The 18,509-nt window shown below is 54.3% G+C and carries 13 protein-coding genes and 1 pseudogene; 4 read left to right on the forward strand and 10 right to left on the reverse strand.

The genetic code is table 11. The features are described 5' to 3' along the window. Nucleotides 1-4: 4 nt before the first annotated feature. Nucleotides 5-1,096 carry a tryptophan--tRNA ligase gene (trpS, locus tag QN215_RS01185; RefSeq protein ID WP_369344322.1) on the reverse strand — a complete coding sequence of 364 codons (1,092 nt, stop codon included), beginning with the start codon at nt 1,094-1,096 and terminating at the stop codon, nt 5-7. Between the two features lie 157 nt (nt 1,097-1,253). Between trpS and QN215_RS01190 the strand changes: the two are divergent. Then, nucleotides 1,254-1,610: pseudogene (locus tag QN215_RS01190) on the forward strand (DUF3073 domain-containing protein); the annotation flags it as partial. A gap of 418 nt (nt 1,611-2,028) precedes the next feature. Here QN215_RS01190 and QN215_RS01195 read toward each other — a convergent pair. After that, the gene (locus QN215_RS01195) at nt 2,029-2,451 is read right to left on the reverse strand and encodes a sterol carrier family protein (protein ID WP_369344323.1); all 423 of its coding nucleotides are present in this window, start codon (nt 2,449-2,451) and stop codon (nt 2,029-2,031) included. Between the two features lie 141 nt (nt 2,452-2,592). Here QN215_RS01195 and QN215_RS01200 point away from each other — a divergent pair, with 141 nt between their 5' ends. Further along, a complete protein-coding gene (locus QN215_RS01200; protein ID WP_369344324.1) occupies nt 2,593-5,049 on the forward strand; it encodes a glycogen/starch/alpha-glucan phosphorylase in 2,457 nt (818 codons plus the stop codon). Between the two features lie 221 nt (nt 5,050-5,270). On the opposite strand, the gene QN215_RS01205 is transcribed toward QN215_RS01200, so the two are convergent. Continuing rightward, nucleotides 5,271-5,564 carry a hypothetical protein gene (locus QN215_RS01205; protein WP_369344325.1) on the reverse strand — a complete coding sequence of 98 codons (294 nt, stop codon included), beginning with the start codon at nt 5,562-5,564 and terminating at the stop codon, nt 5,271-5,273. 193 nt (nt 5,565-5,757) lie between these two features. On the opposite strand from QN215_RS01205, the gene QN215_RS01210 reads away from it, so the two are divergent. After that, a complete protein-coding gene (locus QN215_RS01210; protein ID WP_369344326.1) occupies nt 5,758-6,531 on the forward strand; it encodes a rhomboid family intramembrane serine protease in 774 nt (257 codons plus the stop codon). 129 nt (nt 6,532-6,660) lie between these two features. Here QN215_RS01210 and pknB read toward each other — a convergent pair whose 3' ends face one another. Genes pknB through QN215_RS01245 form a run of 7 tightly spaced genes read right to left on the reverse strand, consistent with a single transcriptional unit; the run spans nt 6,661 to nt 15,694 of the window. Then, on the reverse strand, nt 6,661-8,856 hold the full coding sequence (gene pknB / locus QN215_RS01215; RefSeq protein WP_369344327.1) for a Stk1 family PASTA domain-containing Ser/Thr kinase: 2,196 nt from the start codon (nt 8,854-8,856) through the stop codon (nt 6,661-6,663). Beyond that, a complete protein-coding gene (locus tag QN215_RS01220; RefSeq protein ID WP_369344328.1) occupies nt 8,853-9,887 on the reverse strand; it encodes a serine/threonine-protein kinase in 1,035 nt (344 codons plus the stop codon). Before QN215_RS01220 ends, pknB begins: the two co-directional genes overlap by 4 nt. Further along, nucleotides 9,884-11,344 carry a peptidoglycan D,D-transpeptidase FtsI family protein gene (locus tag QN215_RS01225; protein WP_369344329.1) on the reverse strand — a complete coding sequence of 487 codons (1,461 nt, stop codon included), beginning with the start codon at nt 11,342-11,344 and terminating at the stop codon, nt 9,884-9,886. Before QN215_RS01225 ends, QN215_RS01220 begins: the two co-directional genes overlap by 4 nt. After that, on the reverse strand, nt 11,341-12,897 hold the full coding sequence (locus tag QN215_RS01230; RefSeq protein ID WP_369344330.1) for an FtsW/RodA/SpoVE family cell cycle protein: 1,557 nt from the start codon (nt 12,895-12,897) through the stop codon (nt 11,341-11,343). Before QN215_RS01230 ends, QN215_RS01225 begins: the two co-directional genes overlap by 4 nt. Next, nucleotides 12,897-14,441, reverse strand: a complete 1,545-nt coding sequence (locus QN215_RS01235) for a PP2C family serine/threonine-protein phosphatase (RefSeq protein WP_369344331.1) — start codon at nt 14,439-14,441, stop codon at nt 12,897-12,899. The genes QN215_RS01230 and QN215_RS01235 overlap by 1 nt, the downstream gene beginning before the upstream one ends. Before the next feature lie 6 nt (nt 14,442-14,447). After that, the gene (locus QN215_RS01240) at nt 14,448-14,963 is read right to left on the reverse strand and encodes an FHA domain-containing protein (protein WP_369344332.1); all 516 of its coding nucleotides are present in this window, start codon (nt 14,961-14,963) and stop codon (nt 14,448-14,450) included. A 29-nt stretch (nt 14,964-14,992) separates the two neighbouring features. After that, nucleotides 14,993-15,694 carry an FhaA domain-containing protein gene (locus QN215_RS01245; protein WP_369344333.1) on the reverse strand — a complete coding sequence of 234 codons (702 nt, stop codon included), beginning with the start codon at nt 15,692-15,694 and terminating at the stop codon, nt 14,993-14,995. A 197-nt stretch (nt 15,695-15,891) separates the two neighbouring features. On the opposite strand from QN215_RS01245, the gene QN215_RS01250 reads away from it, so the two are divergent. Further along, the gene (locus QN215_RS01250; RefSeq protein WP_369344334.1) at nt 15,892-18,330 is read left to right on the forward strand and encodes a prolyl oligopeptidase family serine peptidase; all 2,439 of its coding nucleotides are present in this window, start codon (nt 15,892-15,894) and stop codon (nt 18,328-18,330) included. The last annotated feature ends 179 nt before the right edge of the window (nt 18,331-18,509 follow it).

Here is an 18,509-nt window from a genome sequence, read left to right on the forward strand (position 1 = left end):
AAAGTCAGTACACCATACCCATCGCGGAACGGACTTCATCGAGAGTCTTTTCTGCGATTTCGTTGGCCTTGCGATTGCCTTCCTCAAGAATGTCGCGAACCGAATCCATGTCTTTGGCCAGTTCGGCGCGGCGCTCACGGTGTGGAGCGAGGAACTCGTTCACCTGTTCGGTCACATACTGCTTTAACGTGCCGGAACCGCCATTGCCGATTTCCTCGGCAATCTCTTCCGGCTTCCTGCCGGTAACCAGGCCGGCGGTCGTCAGCAGCGCAGAGACCTGTGGGCGTGCGATGGGGTCGAAGGTTATCATGCGTTCGGAATCGGTTGGCGATTTCTTGATAAGCTTTGCGGTTTCCTCTGCGCTCGCGCCCAGCTGAATCGAGTTGCCGTACGATTTGCTCATCTTGCGGCCATCAAGCCCCGGGATTTCGGGCGCTTCGGACAGGATTGCCGATGGCTCGGGGAAAATCTCGTGCTTCGGACTGTACCGCTCGTTGAACCGGCGGGCAATGGTGCGCGTCAGCTCGACATGTGGAAGATTATCCTTGCCAATCGGCACGACGTTGGCCTTGCAGAACAGGATATCGCACGCCTGATGCACGGGGTATGTCAGCAGCAGCCCGGTGAGCGCATGACCGCTGGCTTCCATCTCGGATTTCACGGTTGGATTGCGATGCAGCTCCGCTTCCGTGATCAGAGAAAGGAAGGGAAGCAAGAGCTGATTCTCCGCAGGAACCGCTGAATGCGTATAGATCATGGTCTTGTTCGGATCAATGCCCGCTGCAAGATAGTCGAGAACCATATTCAGGACGTTGTCTTGAATATGTGCGGTGGTGTCGCGGTCGGTGATGACCTGATAGTCAGCGATGATCAGATTGGTATGGACCCCGCGCTCCTGCATCTGCACGCGTTCCAGAATCGATCCAAAGTAATGTCCCAGGTGAAGTCGGCCGGTTGGACGGTCTCCCGTGAGCATCGTGAACTGTGACGGGTTTGCCTTAAGCGCTGCGAGTGTCTTGTCAGATCGCTTCTTGGCGGCCATGAAGCTCGCACTTATCTCATTACCAGCTGCAGTCAACTGCTCTACGTCCGTCATCGGCATGTCCCTTGTGTTGTTCTTGCAAAGAGTGTAAAAATTCTCGCTATTATCGTAAAAGTCCGAGCAGACAACATAACTGGTGGTAACCTCTTATGTGATGGAAATTACGAAATACATTGCCTGATACAGGCATCTAGCTGGCGAAGGGGGTCGGATGGGCCGCGGACGTCAGAAGGCTAAACAGACGAAAATAGCCCGTAAGCTCAAATATCTGACAACTGATACCGATTACGATGAACTTGCGAAGGAACTCAGACACGAAGAAGCGGACACGACTAGCGTTGATCCCTTCGTGGAGGATTCCAAAAAATATAATCGGGATGAGTCGGATTCATCTCATAACCATTCTTACAAGAACGATGCAGATGATGTGAATCCTGTTGACGATGATTTGGATGATTATGCCAAATGGGCCGCACAGGCAGCAGCAAAGGCAACAACGGGGGAGATCCCTGCAACGCCCAAGGGACATGGACATGGACCGATACCCATGCCAGTACCAAGCATGCTGCACCGCTCAGGCAAAGCCAAGAGCACAGTCTCGCCAGCAGCGTTGAGCAAGGAATCGAAATCTGGCCTGAAATCAGCGACAGCGGCCACCAAGCCGGCTAAGTCAGCAGTGAAGTCAGCAGGCGATGTCAAGGGAAGCAAGGCAGCGCGTACTGCGTCAGCGCCCAAAGCCGCCAAGTCAGCTCGATCAACTGCATCAGCCAAGACTGTGAAAACCGCCAAGCCTGCTAAAGCTACCAAGCAAGCGACAACGAGCAGGAAAGCCGCAGCCGAATAGTTCTGCGTCCTTTAACAGGGCTGTTACTCGTTGTGAATTCAACATGTGATGCACGTCTGTAATTCACTTCTGCGTGAATGCATAGGCGTGCATCATTGCATTCCATGTCATGTGTCCATAGTTATGTACCCAATGCTGAAGCTCACATCAGGGGCAGCAGCGCGCTCAGATCGTCTCTCTCGCCAATGGCTGAGATATGCCCAGCCTGTTTCTCTTCTGCCCATTGCGTTATGCCACATGCCAAGCGAAGCCAAACGTCCGGATCCAATTCGATGACGTCGGGTGGCGTCAGGTTATGGGGGTCAGAAGCTGGCCCGTCGAGAATCTTCACTGCACCCCAAGGTGCCACACGCACCTCTACACCCGGCCCGGGCGCTCGCAGTTGCAGAAGATACAGCGAGTATCGCACCGACATCGCCCACACAGGTCTTGGAAGAGCAGGGGAGACAAAGTGAGAGCCCCCCCGTGCGTCAGCATGCATGGAGATCATGTCTCTTGCAGACGCTGCCCATTGTTGCAATGATTGCTCGCCGACGATAATGTCTTTTTCTCGAATCACAGCCATATGAACTGTTTAGCATGATGTGTTAACTTCATATAGAATTTGCCCTCGATTATGCTGATGTGTTTGCGTGGTTCAAGCAATAACGGGCATAATGGGCAGCGTAGCCGATCGAGATTATGCCGTTATGGAAAGAGAGTTCTCATGGTTGATATCACAGCTCCGAAAGCATCCTTGTCTGTTGAGGACTTGAAGAAACGAATAACCACGAATTTGCAGGAGAAACAGGGTGTAAGGCCAGAAGAGGCAACGGTTGCCGATGCCTATGCAGCCACCGCTGAGGTGGTTCGAGACTATCTCTCCGTATCGTGGATGGATGCAAAGCAGCGCATGGTTGAGGGGCACGTCAAGGCCGTTGGCTATCTGAGTGCGGAATTTCTGCTGGGCCGTCAACTTTCCAATGCACTGCTCAATGCAGGGCTGACGCAGCAGTTTGAAGGGGCTGTCGCAGAGCTTGGATTCAAGCCAAAGGATGTGATTGAGACCGAGCCTGAGCCAGGACTTGGCAATGGCGGGCTTGGACGTCTCGCCGCCTGCTATGTGGATTCTCTCGCTTCGCTGGGAGTTCCAGCCTTTGGCTACGGCATCCAATACCAATACGGCATCTTCCGCCAGGAATTCGATGACGAGGGCAAGCAGGTCGAAAGGCCAGATTACTGGCTCAGCGAAGGCAATTCATGGGGGCATGAGGATGTTGCACGATCCCAGCGCGTGAGCTTCGGCGGTTCCGTTGTCGATGGTGACGATGGTGCGAGAATCTGGAAGCCCGCGTGGTCGGTGCGTGCAGTGCCTGTCGATTATCTGGTGCCAGGCTATGATTCAGGCAGGGTCAATACGCTTCGCCTCTGGACTGCGAAATCATATGATGAATTCGATCTGGCCACCTTCAACCGTTCAGATTACATGGGGGCAGTAATCCCACAGGTCAATGCAGAAAACATCACCAAGGTGCTCTATCCCGAAGATTCAACCCCACAGGGCAAGCGGCTGCGCTTGGAACAACAGTACTTCTTCGTTTCCGCTTCGATTCATGATGCAATTCGCACATTCTATCCGGGCGAGAAGAATCCTGATCTGACCACCTTCCCTGACAAGATCTGCTTCCAATTGAATGACACACATCCGGTGATTGGCATTCCTGAACTGATGCGTGTGCTCATCGATGAGAATGGCATGGACTGGGATACCGCCTGGACGGTCACCCGCAAGACCTTCAACTACACATGCCACACGCTCCTGCCCGAGGCGCTCGAAGTATGGCCTGCCAAGCTTATCGGCGAGCTGCTTCCTCGCCATCTTGAAATCATCAGAGCCATCAACGCACAGTTCGTTCACGAGCTTGAATCCAAGGGCACTGACAAGGATGCGATTGATCGCATGCGCATTGCTACGGATGGTCCTGACGGTCAGGTTCGCATGGCATATCTTGCAACGGTTGGAGGCTCGTACGTCAACGGTGTGGCGGCACTGCATTCGCAGCTTCTTAAGGATGTGACGCTGAAGGATTTCAGCAACGCTTATCCTGACAAGTTCACCAACGTTACGAATGGTGTCACTCCTCGCCGTTTCATCAAGCTTGCCAATCCTCGCCTTTCCGACCTCATAACTGAAGGCTTGGGGACCGACAAGTGGATTCACGATCTGGACGAGCTCGAAGGACTCGTGCCACTGGCAGACGATGCCAGCTTCGTGGAACGCTTCCGCAAGGTCAAGGATGCCAATAAGCAGGATTTTGCCAAGTACGCGAGCGACAAGTTCGACTTCACGATCAACACCAGCACGATGTTTGATTCCATGATTAAGCGTCTTCACGAATACAAGCGTCAATCGCTGAAGATTCTGGCTGTCATCGCAGAATATGCGGCCATCAAGGATGGTTCGGTCGATGCCGATGAAATCCTGCCCCGTTCCGTTTTCTTCGGAGCGAAGGCAGCTCCGGGATACGCCATGGCAAAGCTTACGATTCAGCTGATCAATAACGTTGCCCGGGTGATCAACAGCGATCCTGCCGTCAAAGGCAAGCTCGCTGTGTACTTCCCATGGAATTACAACATTGATCTTGCCGAGCATCTGATTCCTGCCACCGAACTCGATGAACAGATATCGCAGGCCGGCAAGGAAGCTTCTGGAACAGGCAACATGAAGTTTGCGCTGAACGGTTCGCTTACCGTAGGGACGCTGGATGGTGCCAATGTCGAGATTCGTGACCGGGTCGGCGCAGAAAACTTCTTCCTCTTCGGCATGCAAGTCGAAGATGTCGAGAAACTCTATGCCGATGGCTACGATCCGATGGAATTCGTGCATGCGGATCCGCGTCTGCATCATGCCATCGATCTGGTTGCCAACGGAACATTCTCCCACGGCGACCGTGGTACCTATGCAGCGCTGACATCTGATTGGCTGACTCACGACTATTTCATGACAATGGCCGATTTCACTGCCTACATGGATATTCAAAAGGAAATCGAGGCAACGTACCGCAAGCCCGACGAGTGGGCGCGCAAGGCCATACTGAATGTTGCGCACAGCGGTTTCTTCAGCTCTGACCGCTCTATCGAGGATTATCTCAAGCGCATCTGGCACACCGAGCCGCAGCGCTGAACCCGTATCGCCACATAAAGCGCTCATTGTGAACTTGTCAGAGTACTCAAGACGTTTTTTGGTTTTATACGGCCGGTATATCGAGGATTTCAGGCGTTAATACCGTGACGAGTTCACAATGAGCGATTGGGGCCGGCAACAAGGGTAAAACTTAGGGGTCTGGAAACGTTTTCGTTTCCAGACCCCTAAGTTTTACCGTGAGCTTCACCTCGACTTGGTGCTTACTCGGCAGCTGCTTCAGCTGACTTTTGCTCAGCATCGTCGTCAGCGTTTTCTGTTTCCGAGTCAGCATCGGTGTCTTTGTCGGAATCGTCCTCTTTGTCAGAATCCTTATCTTTTTCGGATTCCTTGGCAATCCCAAGATCAACCGGTGAAGAACTGTTCTCCCACGGTTCCTCCCAAGGGTCATAGTCGGGATTCTGCTGCTTGTAAATGTAGAGTCCGACGACACCTGCGAGCAGTGCGCCGAACAGCAGCGCAAAGAATTTCCAGCCGTTTGAAGACTTATTCTCCATGGTGGCTCCTTTCAGCGATGAATGTCGGCCTGCTCTTCCAAGCCAACGCTAGTACTTATCTTAATGGTCTTTATGTGGCGATTGCGTGTGAATAGTGTGAAGCGGACGGTAATGTTCCCTTGCAGTTCTCTATGCGCACAAGGAATGTGACAGGGCGACGAGCCTTCCATACCTTGTTGTTAGAGTGGTGATTATGCACAATGGCTTCAACGGATTCAGCAATTTCAACAACCGCTCACCTCTGCGCACTCTGGTGAATCCACAGGAGATTCGCAGGTCGTGGCGCAGTGGTGGCCCGGTCATTACCGGAACCATCATTGTCGCGTGCGCTGTGATGTGGCTGATCGAGATTATTCTGCGTTTTCTCGCCCCAGAAGCATATATGGCGGTTATCTCTGAAGGGGTTGTCAGTCCAAGTCTTGCGTTGATCAACCCGTGGCGGATCTTTACGTCCATGTTCCTTCATGCAACGAACGTGCTGCATGTGCTGTTCAACATGATGGCACTCTGGTCCGTTGGACCGCTGCTTGAGCGCCTGATGGGACATTGGCAGTACGGCGCGCTGTACCTGATCTCTGGCATGGGGGGTGCTGTTGGATTGACTGTCTGGGCAGCCATCGAGCCTACTTATGGATGGTATACGTACGCTCTCGGTGCCTCGGGCGCAATATTCGGCCTCTTTGGTGCGGTTATGGTGGTGTTCCGCAGGGTGGGGGCGGATATTCGCCCCATGCTGATCTGGATCGGCCTTAACTTTCTCATGCCGTTTGTCATCAGTGGCATTGCGTGGCAGGCGCACGTCGGCGGATTCGTCACCGGCATCGCGCTGACTGAGTTGCTCACCAAAGGAATTCCCCGCCTCAGAAGAACGAGTGTTGCCACACGAATGTGGATATATGGCAGCGTGATCGTTGTGACGCTTATCGTTGTTACGTTGGTCTGCAATCTGTCGAATCCGTTGCTATGACTGGGCTGAAGTCAGACGAGAGCGCCTTTCAGGTCATGCAAACAACAGTGATGTAATTTATCCACAATGGTGCATAAACATGTGGATAAGTTGTGGATAGCAGGTGGACTGCTGTGGAAAACTATCGATTCAGTTTCCAGAGCCGCTGCCCGAACTGCTACTCGATCCGCTGCTTGACGAGCTGACGACCAAGGTGACCGAACCATCACTATTGAGCGTGACCTGGCTCACTTGCGACGAACCAGAGGCCGTTGACGGCTGGGTTGTGACCGTATAACCATACGATTGCAAGGTGGTTGTTGCCTGTTGGACTGTTTTTCCTTGCAGTGTGGTGGGACTGAAACTTGTGTTCGGACCGGTGGTCAATGTGATTGTTGATCCCTTGTCAACCTGGGTGTTTGTCTGATCCTGTGCCGTCACCATAGCGTTGTCCACATCGGGACCATTGACCTTTATGGTAAGTTTGCCATTGAGCGATGCTTTGACATTGCTGAGAGTTTGCCCGACGTAGTTGCCAACGGTGACCTTCTCCTTGCCGCTGGACACGTACACATTCACTGTCGTGCCCTGTTCCACGGAAGTGCCAGACGAGGGGTCGGTTCGTGTCACCGAACCGGACGGAACCGTGTCGGAAGTCTCCTGGGTTATGGTTCCAATGCGCAGTCCTTGATCCTGAATCATCTTGGTCACATCGTCCTGGGATTTGCCTGCAAGATCGTTCGGCACCTGAGTCATGCCCGATGAAATGTACAGCAGGATGCTCCCACCCTTTTCCAGCGATTTGCCCGCAGCTGGATCAGTTCTCGTCACATGGTCTTTCGCAATGGTGGCGCTGTCTTCCACGGAAGCTGAAGAACTCACCTTGAAACCAGCAGCTTCAAGGGTCTTGCGAGCCTGCTCCTGAGTGCTTCCCGAGACATCGGGCACCTGAACCGACTGTGGACCAGCAGAGAACCAAACCGTGACGGTCGTACCTTTGGCGACTTGCTTGCCTCCGTCAGGATTCTGCTTGGTGAACGTTCCTTCAGCCTGATCAGAAGAGGTGTCTTGTTTCTGCTGGTATTTCAAGCCAGCGGATTCGATGATTTCCTTGGCTCGTGCCTCAGACATCTGTGAGGTGATGGTCGGCACGGTGACTAGTCCGTCAGACTCCTGACTGGTCAGCGCCCACACGCCTGCAGCGATGCCGAGAAGAGCGAGGAATGCGATGATCGTGATGATGATCGCCCGCTTCCTGCGTTTGCTTTTTTCCTGAGACGCCCGCTGCGCCGCACGGCTTTCGGCACCCTTCGCCGAAGGAACCGCTTCGAACTGGCCGGTCACTGGGTTAAAGGCCTGTGTCGCCGAGACGGTGTCGGTTTGTGGAGCCATGGCAACGGTGGCCGTACCCTGCTCAGCATTCTTGCGCACCTGCATGTTGCTCAGGTCAGTGAGTGGGTTGAAGGCAGCGGCGACTGGAGTACCGCCATTCATGAAGGTCAGAACATCGTTCTTGAACTCGGCTGCCGTCGTGTAACGGTTTCTGCGATCCTTGGCCATGGCCTTCGCGCAGATCGAATCCCACATCTTTGGCAGACCGGGAACGATGTTGCTGGGAGGTGTCGCCACTTCTGAAACATGCTGGTACGCGATTGCCACGGCAGAATCACCGATGAATGGCGGTCTGCCCGTAATCATTTCATAGAGCACGCAACCTGCCGAATACAGGTCGGAACGCACATCGACCGTCTCGCCTCGAGCCTGTTCGGGGCTTAAATATTGTGCCGTGCCGACAACACCCTGTGACTGGGTCATCGTCGCTGCGGAATCGTCGAGAGCACGGGCAATGCCGAAGTCCATGACCTTGACCGTTCCCTGATCGCTGATCATGATGTTGCCAGGCTTGATGTCTCGGTGGATGATACCCATGCGATGTGAATACTCAAGCGCGTTCAGCACCCCGAGCATGACCTGTTCGGCATCGCGCTGACTCAACGCACCGTTGGCGCGCAGCACATCTCGCAAGGTCTGCCCCTTGACGAATTCCATAACAAGATATGGCACGCGCTCGTTGTGCCCTGCCTCGTCAGTCAGCGTCTCTTCGCCGGAATCGTAGATTGATACGATATTGGGGTTGTTCAGCTGCGCGACCGAATGCGCTTCACGTCGGAAGCGTGAAAGGAAGATCTCGTCATTCGTCAAATCGGAACGCATGATCTTGATGGCGACGGTGCGACCAAGTCGCATATCTCGAGCCACATGAACTTCTGCCATGCCACCACGACCGATAAGCTGTCCAAGCTCGTAGCGGCCGTTGGCCAATGAGTTCGGCAATGGAGTGCTCATTTCGATTCCTCTCTTCGTGACATCTCTGATTCGGTGTCCAAGTATCTGCCAATTCGGTCTGCTATCGGAGCCTGAGAAGCGTCCTTGTGGCCTGTTGCGCGCCATGCTGCCTGCATCATATTCCGCACTGAATGTGGAGCGCTCACCACCTTACGGGGGAGTCTGGAACCGGGTTGGAAAATCATTTCAGTATCCATGGTCTGCTGATCCAGGAGTCTTCTCTGAATTCTGGCAAGCGTTCGCGCCACGCTCAGGGCATCGGGCGGACGATCATGGGGATCCTTTGCCAACATGGACATGACATATCCTGCGAGCTGTATGTCAGTCGAATCTGGCAGTGGAGGCACTGATTCATTCACATGTGCTGCAGCGATATCAACCGGAGTGGCTCCGGTGAAGGGACGATGACCGCACAAGCCTTCATAGGCGACGACCCCGAGTGAATAGATGTCGGATCGTGCGGTTGCCTGAAAGCCCTGTGCCTGTTCCGGCGAAATATATTGCGCGGTGCCCACGACCATGCCGTCCTGAGTGATCTGCGCCTGATTTGTCGAGTATGAGACCCCAAAGTCGGTGATCTTGACCTCACCGCTATCGGAAACCATAATGTTTGCAGGCTTGACATCGCGATGGATAACACCGTGCGAATGGGCGACAAACAGTCCGCGAGCAGTCTGAATGAGTATCGGCAGGAGTTCCGTAGGGTCCAAGGCGCCGGACTCCTGATAGATCTGAGCAAGAGATTTGCTCGGCACGTATTCCATGATCAGGAAGCCGATGCCGTCATGCTCATAATATTCGAACAAGGCAGCGATGTTCGGATGAGCCAGATTTGCGGAATTATGCGCCTCTACGCGCAGACGGCGCAGCTTGGCCTCTTCCTGCACTACATCGCCGCGCAACGCTTTGATTGCAACGGTTCTGCCGAGCTCAATGTCATAGCCTTTCCACACTTCGCCCATGCCGCCTTGCGCGAGGCGTTGATCCAGACGGTAGCGGCGGTGTATGAGTTGCCCCTCGACCAGTCTCATTGCAACGCCTCCTTCATTACCTGCTGCATGATTGGACCAGCAGCATCAACACCATACGTTGTCACGTTATGAACGACAACGGCGATGGCAATCTTTGGACTTTCAGCGGGCGCGAAGCCTATGGTCCAGGCGTCATTCGAACCCCCGGAACCGATTTGTGCAGTGCCGGTCTTGGCTGCCACCTTGACATTGCGAATGGCAAGTTCAGGAGAATCCTTGGTGACCACATCCTCCATCATGGAAGTGATTTTTGAAGCAGTATCCGACGAGAATGCTTGCGAATACTCCTGTGGCGATGTCTTTGAGAGCACGCTCAGATCGCTCGCACGTACGCGGTCCACGATGGAGGGCTTCATGAGCTTTCCACCATTCGCAACGGCAGCGGCAACCATCGCATTCTGCAACGGAGTCTCCACATTGTCACCCTGACCGATGGATGCAAGCGCCAGCTTGTCTTCCGTAACCGTATCGGGGAAGTTGGAAGCGGTGGATTTCATGGGAAGGCCTGTCGCACTGCTGCCATCAAGAATCATGGAAGAGCCGAAGCCGAATTTCCTCGCTTGGCTGGCAAGCGCATTCTGACCAAGACTGACGCCGAGCTGCGAGAAAGCCGTGTTGGAAGAATAGGCAAGTGCGTCGTCAAGTGTAATCTTGCCGTCCGTGCCGTTTCCTGTGGCTGTGGCGTTCGTCAGATTCGTGGTGGTGCCTGGCAAGGTGTACGAGTTACCTGCAGGAATCTCGCTCGTGGTGTCGTATTTTCCACTTTCGAGAGCGGCTGCGGCCACGACGACCTTGAAGGTTGACCCAGGCGGATAGTACTGGTTGATTGCACGGTTCAGCATGGGATTGCTGGTAGCCGATGCCAATGCGCTGTATTCCTTGGCTGCATCCTGAGAGTTGTGCGTTGCGAGTGCATTGGGATCGTAGCTTGGAGTGCTTACCATGGCAAGAATTCTGCCGGTGCTGGGCTCAATCGCCACCACCGACCCGGACTGATCCCCCAACAGCTTGTATGCCAGGGTCTGAAGCTTGGTGTTGATGGATGTTTCTATGGATGCGCCGCGATTCTGCCTTCCGGTGAGCTGCGACTTGAAGCGCTCCCACCAGAGGCTGTCGGATTGGCCGCTGAGCAGCTCGTTGCTTGATGCCTCGATGCCTCGATCGGCGCGCGACGTTATCGAATAGTAGCCGGTGACTGGGGCATACACGGCACCATTGGAGTACTTGCGCTGGTATTGGAACGAATCGTTGACTGCATCGGATTCGGCTAGAACAGTGCCATCTGATGCAAGTATGGATCCTCTGGGCAGACCGTATTCCTGATAGAGCGCGCGCGTATTGCGAGGATCGGCATTGAGCTCATCCGTTCGCACCGTCATCAGCAGAGACGTCGAGAATCCGAGCACGACGAAGAGCACCAAAACAGCGGTAAAGAGCTGGCGTAGATTCTTGTTCATTGCGATGCCCCCTTTACTGTTCTTGGCTCTCTGGGCTGTGGCGTATCAGCTTGGTCAGCTGGGTCAGCTGGGTTTGTTGGGTCATCTGATTCATCTGATTCATCTGGTTGCGGGGCAGAATCCCGGATAATGGCCATGGTTGCCGTATCGGAACCTGCCTGCTCAGCCCTGCTCTTCTCAACCTCATGCTTTCTCAATGCCGCCAACGCCTCATATTGGAAGGTGTCGGAAAGCACCTGCGGGTCGGGCTTGTTGGCCTCGTTCGAGATAATCACCAGCAAGATCACCAGAATGAAATTAGCGAGAAGGCTGGAACCTCCTGCTGCCATGAAAGGCATCGTGAGTCCTGTCAGCGGTATCACCAAGGTGATGCCACCTACGACCGTGAAGACTTGGAAAGCCATCGTGAATACGAGTCCAGAGGCCAGAAGCTTGCCGAAACCATCGGTTACCTTCATCGCGGTTATCATGCCGGAACTGATGATGATGAGGTAGAGCAGCAGCACGAGCATCAATCCCACGAGTCCAAGCTCTTCGCCAACGGAGGAATAGATGAAATCAGAGTTTGCCAGAGGTGTGATCCACGGATGTCCCTGACCAAGACCAGTGCCCAGAAGACCACCGGAAGCAAGACCGAAAACGCCCTGCACCAGCTGTCCTGAGCCACCATATGGCTTGTTGTATTCAGCGCTGCTGAAGGGGTTCAACCATGCGGTGACACGGTCACCAACGTGGCTGAAGACCACGGCGGAAGCGACCGCACCGATGACGAAGAACACGGCTCCGATGAAGATCCAACTCTTCTGACCAGTTGCGACGTAGAGCATCGAAACGAACATGGCAAAGAACATCAGCGATGTGCCCAGATCATGCTGCAGGACCAGCACACCCATCGAGATGAACCATACGACGATGATCGGCCCTAGGTCGCGGGTTCTTGGGAGCCGAATGCCGAGTATCTTCTTGCCGCCCACTGCAAGCTGATCGCGATGATCGAAGAGATACGAGGCGAAGAAGAAGGCAAGGAAGAGCTTTGCGAACTCGCCAGGCTGAAGGCTGTGGCTGCCGATACCCAGCCATATTCGAGCGCCGCCGATCTCACGGCCTATCCCCGGGAGCATGGGGGAGAGCAGCAGCACGATGCCGATCACCATGCTGACGTATGAGAATTGTCGCAGCAGCCGGTAGTTCTTTAGGAATGCGACAAGAAGACAGCATAATCCCAGTGCACAGGCCAACCATATCAACTGCATCGTGCCGGCATCGGAATTGATGCCAAGCTTCTTGTTCCCCACATCGATTCTGGAGATCATCGTAATGCCTATCGCATTGAGAATCATGACGCAGGGCAGGATGGATTGGCTCGCGTATGGCAGAAATATGCTGATAAGAACCCAGAGCACGATGAACAATGCTGCAACGATGAGCAACAGCATGCCGAAGCGGGCCGGAATTGTGCCGGTCGTGCGTTCGAACATCTGGAAGAATGACATGCCGCTGATGGCCATTGCGAAAATCAGCAGCGATGCCTGACGCAAGCGTGTACGAACCATCACTTGCCTCCCTCTGAGCTGCTTGAAGCGTCTGCGGAGGGGCTGGAAGTTGAGTTCGATGGCGAGGGTGAACGTGTAGGGGTGCTGCTCGCCAGATTCTTGGCTTCGCTCTTGATCAACGCCGCATGACGTTCCGCCTCGTTCCTGTCGGACACGACGATGCCTTCGGCCAATTGCTCGCGCCACGACTTTGGCAGTGAGGAAACCTTGACATTCGTTCGCTGAACCTCATGAGAAAGATTGAAACCGAAGAAATTCGTGGGAACGCCCTGATAAATGACCATCGTATTGTCTGATTCGCCTAAATAATACTGGGTCTGACTCCAACGATACGCACCGAATCCGCCGATGACGACGCACAGAAGCACTGCGGCAAGGATGCTGACGATGATTGCGCGAATGCGACGGATTCTGGCTTTCTTTTCGTGAAGTTGCTTGTAGTGTGCGCTGCGAATCGCGTTCGCGACTTCAGGATCGTTCGGGTCGGCGCTGGAAGTGCCATCCTGCTTGTGAACGATGGGTATTTCACCCGTATCGGGCACAAGTCTCAGACCGCTTTCCTCCCGCTCGGTCGATGGCTGAGCCACTCGTGCAGTTGATCCCTGTGACGGCTGCTGGGAAGGATTGCGCAGTGCGGCGGCTCTGCCCGCAGGATTGTTGCCGCTCTGCCTTAGAGCAGGCGCACTGGCGACCTGGCTGCCAATGATGTCGGCAATTGGTTCCAGGGAACTTCCTGCAGCTCCGCCGATCAGGGGCGTCTGGTGCGGAAGATCGAATGCGTTGGCGTCCAAGGCCAGCGTTGCATCGGCAATGATTGCGGTGACGTTATCGGTACTTCCAGCCTTGAGCGCCATGGTGACTAGCCGTTGAGCGCATTCTTCCTGATCCGACACTGATTCAAGAACCTCTTGTATGGTCGAATCTTCAAGAACTCCGCAGAGGCCGTCGGAACACAGCATCCAACGATCCGCAGCCTTTGCAGGCCGAATCGATATGTCAGGCCGTGGATCGATGTCGAAATCGCCCAAGACGCGCATGACGACATTGCGCTGCGGATGATTCTTCGCTTCGGTTTCACTGATTCGTCCGGTATTGATCAGGTGTTGGACATAGCTGTGATCCTGAGTCATTCGTATCAGTTTTCCGTCACGAAGCAGATACCCTCGGGAATCTCCGATATGTGCGAGAACCCAGTATCCAGCAACCAGCGAAACCGCGGTGACGGTTGTTCCCATGCCCGAGAGCTTGCGCTCGCGCGTTGCCTTGCCGACGATTGCATCATGCGCTGCCATGACGGACGTTTCCATCATGCGTGCAACGGCCTGCACATCGTTGTCGTCGTCATCGCGTTCGATATGCGCCAGCGAAAGCACGGCGATTGTGGACGCCGTGTCTCCTCCTGCATGTCCGCCCATGCCATCGCAGATGGCTACAAGGCGCTGCCCGGCGAATGCAGAGTCCTGATTGTTGCTGCGGACATATCCGATGTCGGAAACCGCAGTCGAATAGAGGAACAATGCATGAGCTGGTGTCATATCGGTCATACTGTATTACCTCAGCTCGAAAGTCGTTGCACCAATTCGTACGGGGACTCGCGGTGGCAGGCTGACAGGCTCGCTGATGCGTTGCCCGTCGACAACCGTGCCATTGGTGCTGCCCAAATCCTCAATGATCCAAGTTCCGCTTGATGGATCCTGGAAAATACGTGCGTGGTGGGAAGACACGAATTCATCTTCCAAAACCATTGTATTGGAAGCGGCGCGTCCCAAGGTAATCGTCTGATGACTCAGCGGAATGGAAACGCCTGCTGTCGGTCCATCAATGACCACGAGCAGCGTAGGGCTTTCATTCGGTGCAGGAACGTTCGAAGCTGCGGGCTGCCCAGACGAACGTTGCGTGCGTGCCGAGGATCTGTTGGCAGCACGGGCTCTTTTGCGTCGTGCGCGTGAGGTCGTCGGACTGAAGCTTTGAATGTCCTGGCGCAATGAGCGTACGGCGAGCCAAGCGAAAACCCATAGCACTATCAGGAATCCGTATTTGAGGAAGGCGAATGTGAGTTCAGTCATATTGATTCGACCCTTGCCTCGGTCAAGGCCTAGTCCTGTTCCTGTGACGATGCCCAGTACAGGATGCGTGTGCGACCGATGGTTATTGTGTTGCCGTCAAGAAGCGTAGCCGCAGGCACCTGATGACCTTCGACATACGTGCCATTGGTGGATCCAAGATCCCGGGCGATAACGCCCTTATCAGTGACGTCGATTTCGAGATGTCTGCGAGAAATGCCCGGATCGTCAATGACGATGTCGCAATTTGAACCGCGTCCCAGCACGGTCTTCGGTGCCGTAAGCAGGTATTGACGTCCGTTGATCTCCAATGCAGGGCAATCCTTGGAGTTTGATTGTGGCGATGCTGGTGCCGCATTGCCTTGAACTGATTCTGAACTCAGGTGGAAGTCGCCACCGGAGAGATTCAGATCCTCTTCAAAGATGACGACGACGGGACCGACAAAGGCGTAATGTTGAGTTTCTGCATATTTTGTCAGTTTGTCGGCCAATTCATTGGCTAAGGTTTCAGAGCCCCACTGCTCGATGCGATCAAAGTCCGGCGTGGAAAGCTTAAAACGGTATTCGTTTGGAGCAACGGTTCTATCGCGGCCCATTGCCATTGCCTGAGAATCAATCTCTCGTTCCAAGGCACTCGACAGGTCAACGGGCTGAAGATCCTTGGAGCCAAATTTTGAGAACACACCGTTGACGGCACCTTCAACGCTTTTCTCAAAACGGTCGAGAACGCTCATGGTCATCCCTTTCTATAATGCTCACTACATCTTACGCAGGGTTGTGAATTCCCCACACATCGCTCGAAAATTCTTGCAAAGTCTTCAATACGTCTCACTAATACGTCTCATTCGCTCAGAGTTCAAACCCAGCACATACCTATATACATGACTATTCAGCAATGCCGTCTGAACTGCACGGTGCTAGCGTGATGTTCATGAGTGAAACCAAGCATAGTGTTATAAAACGGGGAATCGTCAATTTTCCAAGAAAAGAGGCACGAACCTTACGCTTCTCTCTGGGGGCTCCGCGTTCGGCTCGCGCCGTGGGAGATGGGTCGCGTGCGATATTCCTGCGTTCTGGCGGACAGGAGGATCCAGTCACCAGCCTGTGGATGAGTTCTTGGAACAGTCAGGGGAAGCATTGCGAGACGCTGATTGCCGATCCTCGACAGTTGCTGCAGGGAGCTGCAATCGGTGAACATCTGGGCCATGCCGATGATGATGTTCCTGACGAAGAGAAGGCTCGCAGGGAGCGAAGCCGCGAGAGTGCCGAGGGGATTGTTGACTATAGCGTCGATGATGCTGGCGAACGTGCAGTTTTCGCGCTTGGGGGGAGCATCTGGGTTGCCGATCTTTCCCCAGCGGCGGCCGATGAACATTCTCTGGAAGGCACAAGGGCTCGGCGCGTTCGTGTTGTGGATTCCACGGATATACCTTCGACTGGGGCAGATGCAAGGGCACAATCGGGGGCAGTGCCTGGTGAACGGTCTGGCTTGCGGCAGAGTCCGAAACTGAACCCTACAATCTCGCCCGATGGTTCACTGGTGGCCTATACGACAGGCAGAAGCCTTGTAGTCATTCGGCTTGCGCAGGGCGAAGGCATCGAATCTGGAAAGGGCATCGAATCCGGGGAGCTGGAAGCTCCAATCCTCGCTGCGGTCGATCTGGCCGAGAGCGTCAGCGAAGACATCAAGATCGGTCTTGCCGAGTTCGTGGCCGGTGAGGAAATGGACCGCTACGCAGGGTTCTGGTGGTCGCCGGATTCTCGTCAACTGTTGATTGAACATTATGATGCCTCGAATGAGGATGTCTGGTATATCAGCGATCCAGCCAATCCAGATCATCCAGCATCTCGACGGAGATATCCGCGTGCCTTGACGAAGAATGCCAAGGTCGGCCTGCTGCTCCTCGACATATGGCAGCCAAGGCTTTCACGTATCACTTGGGATACGGCTGCTTATGAATATCTCGCTTCAGTCCATTGGGTTGCTGGTCATGACGCGCTGATCCTGGTGCAGAATCGTCGGCAGAACAGGGATCAGATTCTTCAGATTCCGCAATCCGGGTCTTTGTCTGGTCCCACGCTTGCAGAACAGGCATCATCACGGTATCTGCTTGATAATGACGAGATTTCCGACCTGCACAGCATACTCACGCATGTTGTTCAGACCCATAGTGATGAATGCTGGCTCGATCTGACACCAGGAGTGCCGACATGGTCTCCCAGGGGCACGCTGATAGATGTTCGTGCTGACGAGAAGAACGACACGAACAGACTGTATTCGGATGGGGAAGCCATCTCGCCAGTGGGTTGGCAGCTGCGCAGCGTGGTTGCTGTGGGCGATGATTCGATTCTGGCAATCGCCTCGAAGGACCCTCGAAGCTTTGACGTCGTTCGCTTCTCGTATGACGGCAATGCCGAGGTTCTTAACGCTGAGCCAGGCATATGGACTGTTTCTCAGTCAGGAACCGGCATGGTCATTGCAGGGCGAGGCATGAACACGGCAAAATCACAGATGACGCATTGCTTTACTGCGCATGACTGCACCTCTCACACCACTGCCGACAAGACAGCCGCGATTGATAATTTCGCGGCAGAATGCGGTTTCACTCCAAACGTCGAATTCGTGACTATGGGCAAACATGCCCTGCGTGCTGCGATTGTGCGGCCTTCCAAGGGCAGCGGGTACGAGCATGCAGAAAAGCTGCCGGTTCTGGTCAAACCCTATGGAGGCCCCGGTCACCAGCAGGTGATGCTGGCACAGTCATATTATTGGGCATCGCAATGGTGGGCCGATCAAGGCTTCATTGTACTTACGGCAGACGGTCGCGGAACGACCGGACGAGGGCCGGCATGGGACCGCGCCATCATGGACGACATGGCTCAGGTCACCCTGGACGATCAGATTGAGGCGGTTCAAGCTCTGCCAGAGTTTGCTCCCGAGGCGGACCTTGATCGCGTCTCGATCATCGGATGGTCGTACGGTGGGTTCCTTTCGGCGCTCGCAGTGCTACGCGCACCCGAGGTATTTCACGCTGCATGTGCCGGTGCGCCGCCGACGGACTGGACACTCTATGACACGCATTACACCGAGCGCTATCTTGGACTGGATGAAGCCACCTATCGTCGCAACAGCATTATCGAAGACGCTCCGAAGCTGCGTAGGCCGCTTATGCTGATTCATGGTTTTGCCGACGACAACGTTTCTGTGGCTAATTCGCTGCGTCTCTCGCAGGCTTTGCTCAGCGCAGGCCGCGCGCACACCGTGTTGCCGCTCAACGGCATCACCCATATGACCAATGACGAGAAAGTCGCGGAAAATCTGCTAATCTTGCAGCGCGATTTCCTCAAACAGTCCCTCAGCTTGGAGTGAAAGCGCATACATGAGGGTTAGTTTGATTCATTGTGAACTCATCAAAGTATAAACGTCGAAAAAACGTGGAAAAGTGCAAGAATTCCATCGTTTTTCCACGGAAAATGAGGTTTGATACTTTGATGAGTTCACAATGAGCAGTTCTTATGGGGTTTTCCTGCCGATGGTGTCGTGCTGAC

The sequence above is a fragment of the Bifidobacterium sp. WK041_4_12 genome (assembly GCF_041080795.1).
Lineage (GTDB): Bacteria > Actinomycetota > Actinomycetes > Actinomycetales > Bifidobacteriaceae > Bombiscardovia > Bombiscardovia aquikefiricola.

Coding starts and splice junctions, on each gene's coding strand:
- QN215_RS01205 (WP_369344325.1), bottom strand. CDS start 5,564: ATGGAGAATAAGTCTTCAAACGGCTGGAAATTCTTTGCGCTGCTGTTC.
- trpS (WP_369344322.1), bottom strand. CDS start 1,096: ATGACGGACGTAGAGCAGTTGACTGCAGCTGGTAATGAGATAAGTGCG.
- QN215_RS01250 (WP_369344334.1), top strand. CDS start 15,892: ATGAGTGAAACCAAGCATAGTGTTATAAAACGGGGAATCGTCAATTTT.
- QN215_RS01200 (WP_369344324.1), top strand. CDS start 2,593: ATGGTTGATATCACAGCTCCGAAAGCATCCTTGTCTGTTGAGGACTTG.
- QN215_RS01210 (WP_369344326.1), top strand. CDS start 5,758: ATGCACAATGGCTTCAACGGATTCAGCAATTTCAACAACCGCTCACCT.
- pknB (WP_369344327.1), bottom strand. CDS start 8,856: ATGAGCACTCCATTGCCGAACTCATTGGCCAACGGCCGCTACGAGCTT.
- QN215_RS01240 (WP_369344332.1), bottom strand. CDS start 14,963: ATGACTGAACTCACATTCGCCTTCCTCAAATACGGATTCCTGATAGTG.
- QN215_RS01195 (WP_369344323.1), bottom strand. CDS start 2,451: ATGGCTGTGATTCGAGAAAAAGACATTATCGTCGGCGAGCAATCATTG.
- QN215_RS01245 (WP_369344333.1), bottom strand. CDS start 15,694: ATGAGCGTTCTCGACCGTTTTGAGAAAAGCGTTGAAGGTGCCGTCAAC.
- QN215_RS01235 (WP_369344331.1), bottom strand. CDS start 14,441: ATGACCGATATGACACCAGCTCATGCATTGTTCCTCTATTCGACTGCG.
- QN215_RS01220 (WP_369344328.1), bottom strand. CDS start 9,887: ATGAGACTGGTCGAGGGGCAACTCATACACCGCCGCTACCGTCTGGAT.
- QN215_RS01225 (WP_369344329.1), bottom strand. CDS start 11,344: ATGAACAAGAATCTACGCCAGCTCTTTACCGCTGTTTTGGTGCTCTTC.
- QN215_RS01230 (WP_369344330.1), bottom strand. CDS start 12,897: ATGGTTCGTACACGCTTGCGTCAGGCATCGCTGCTGATTTTCGCAATG.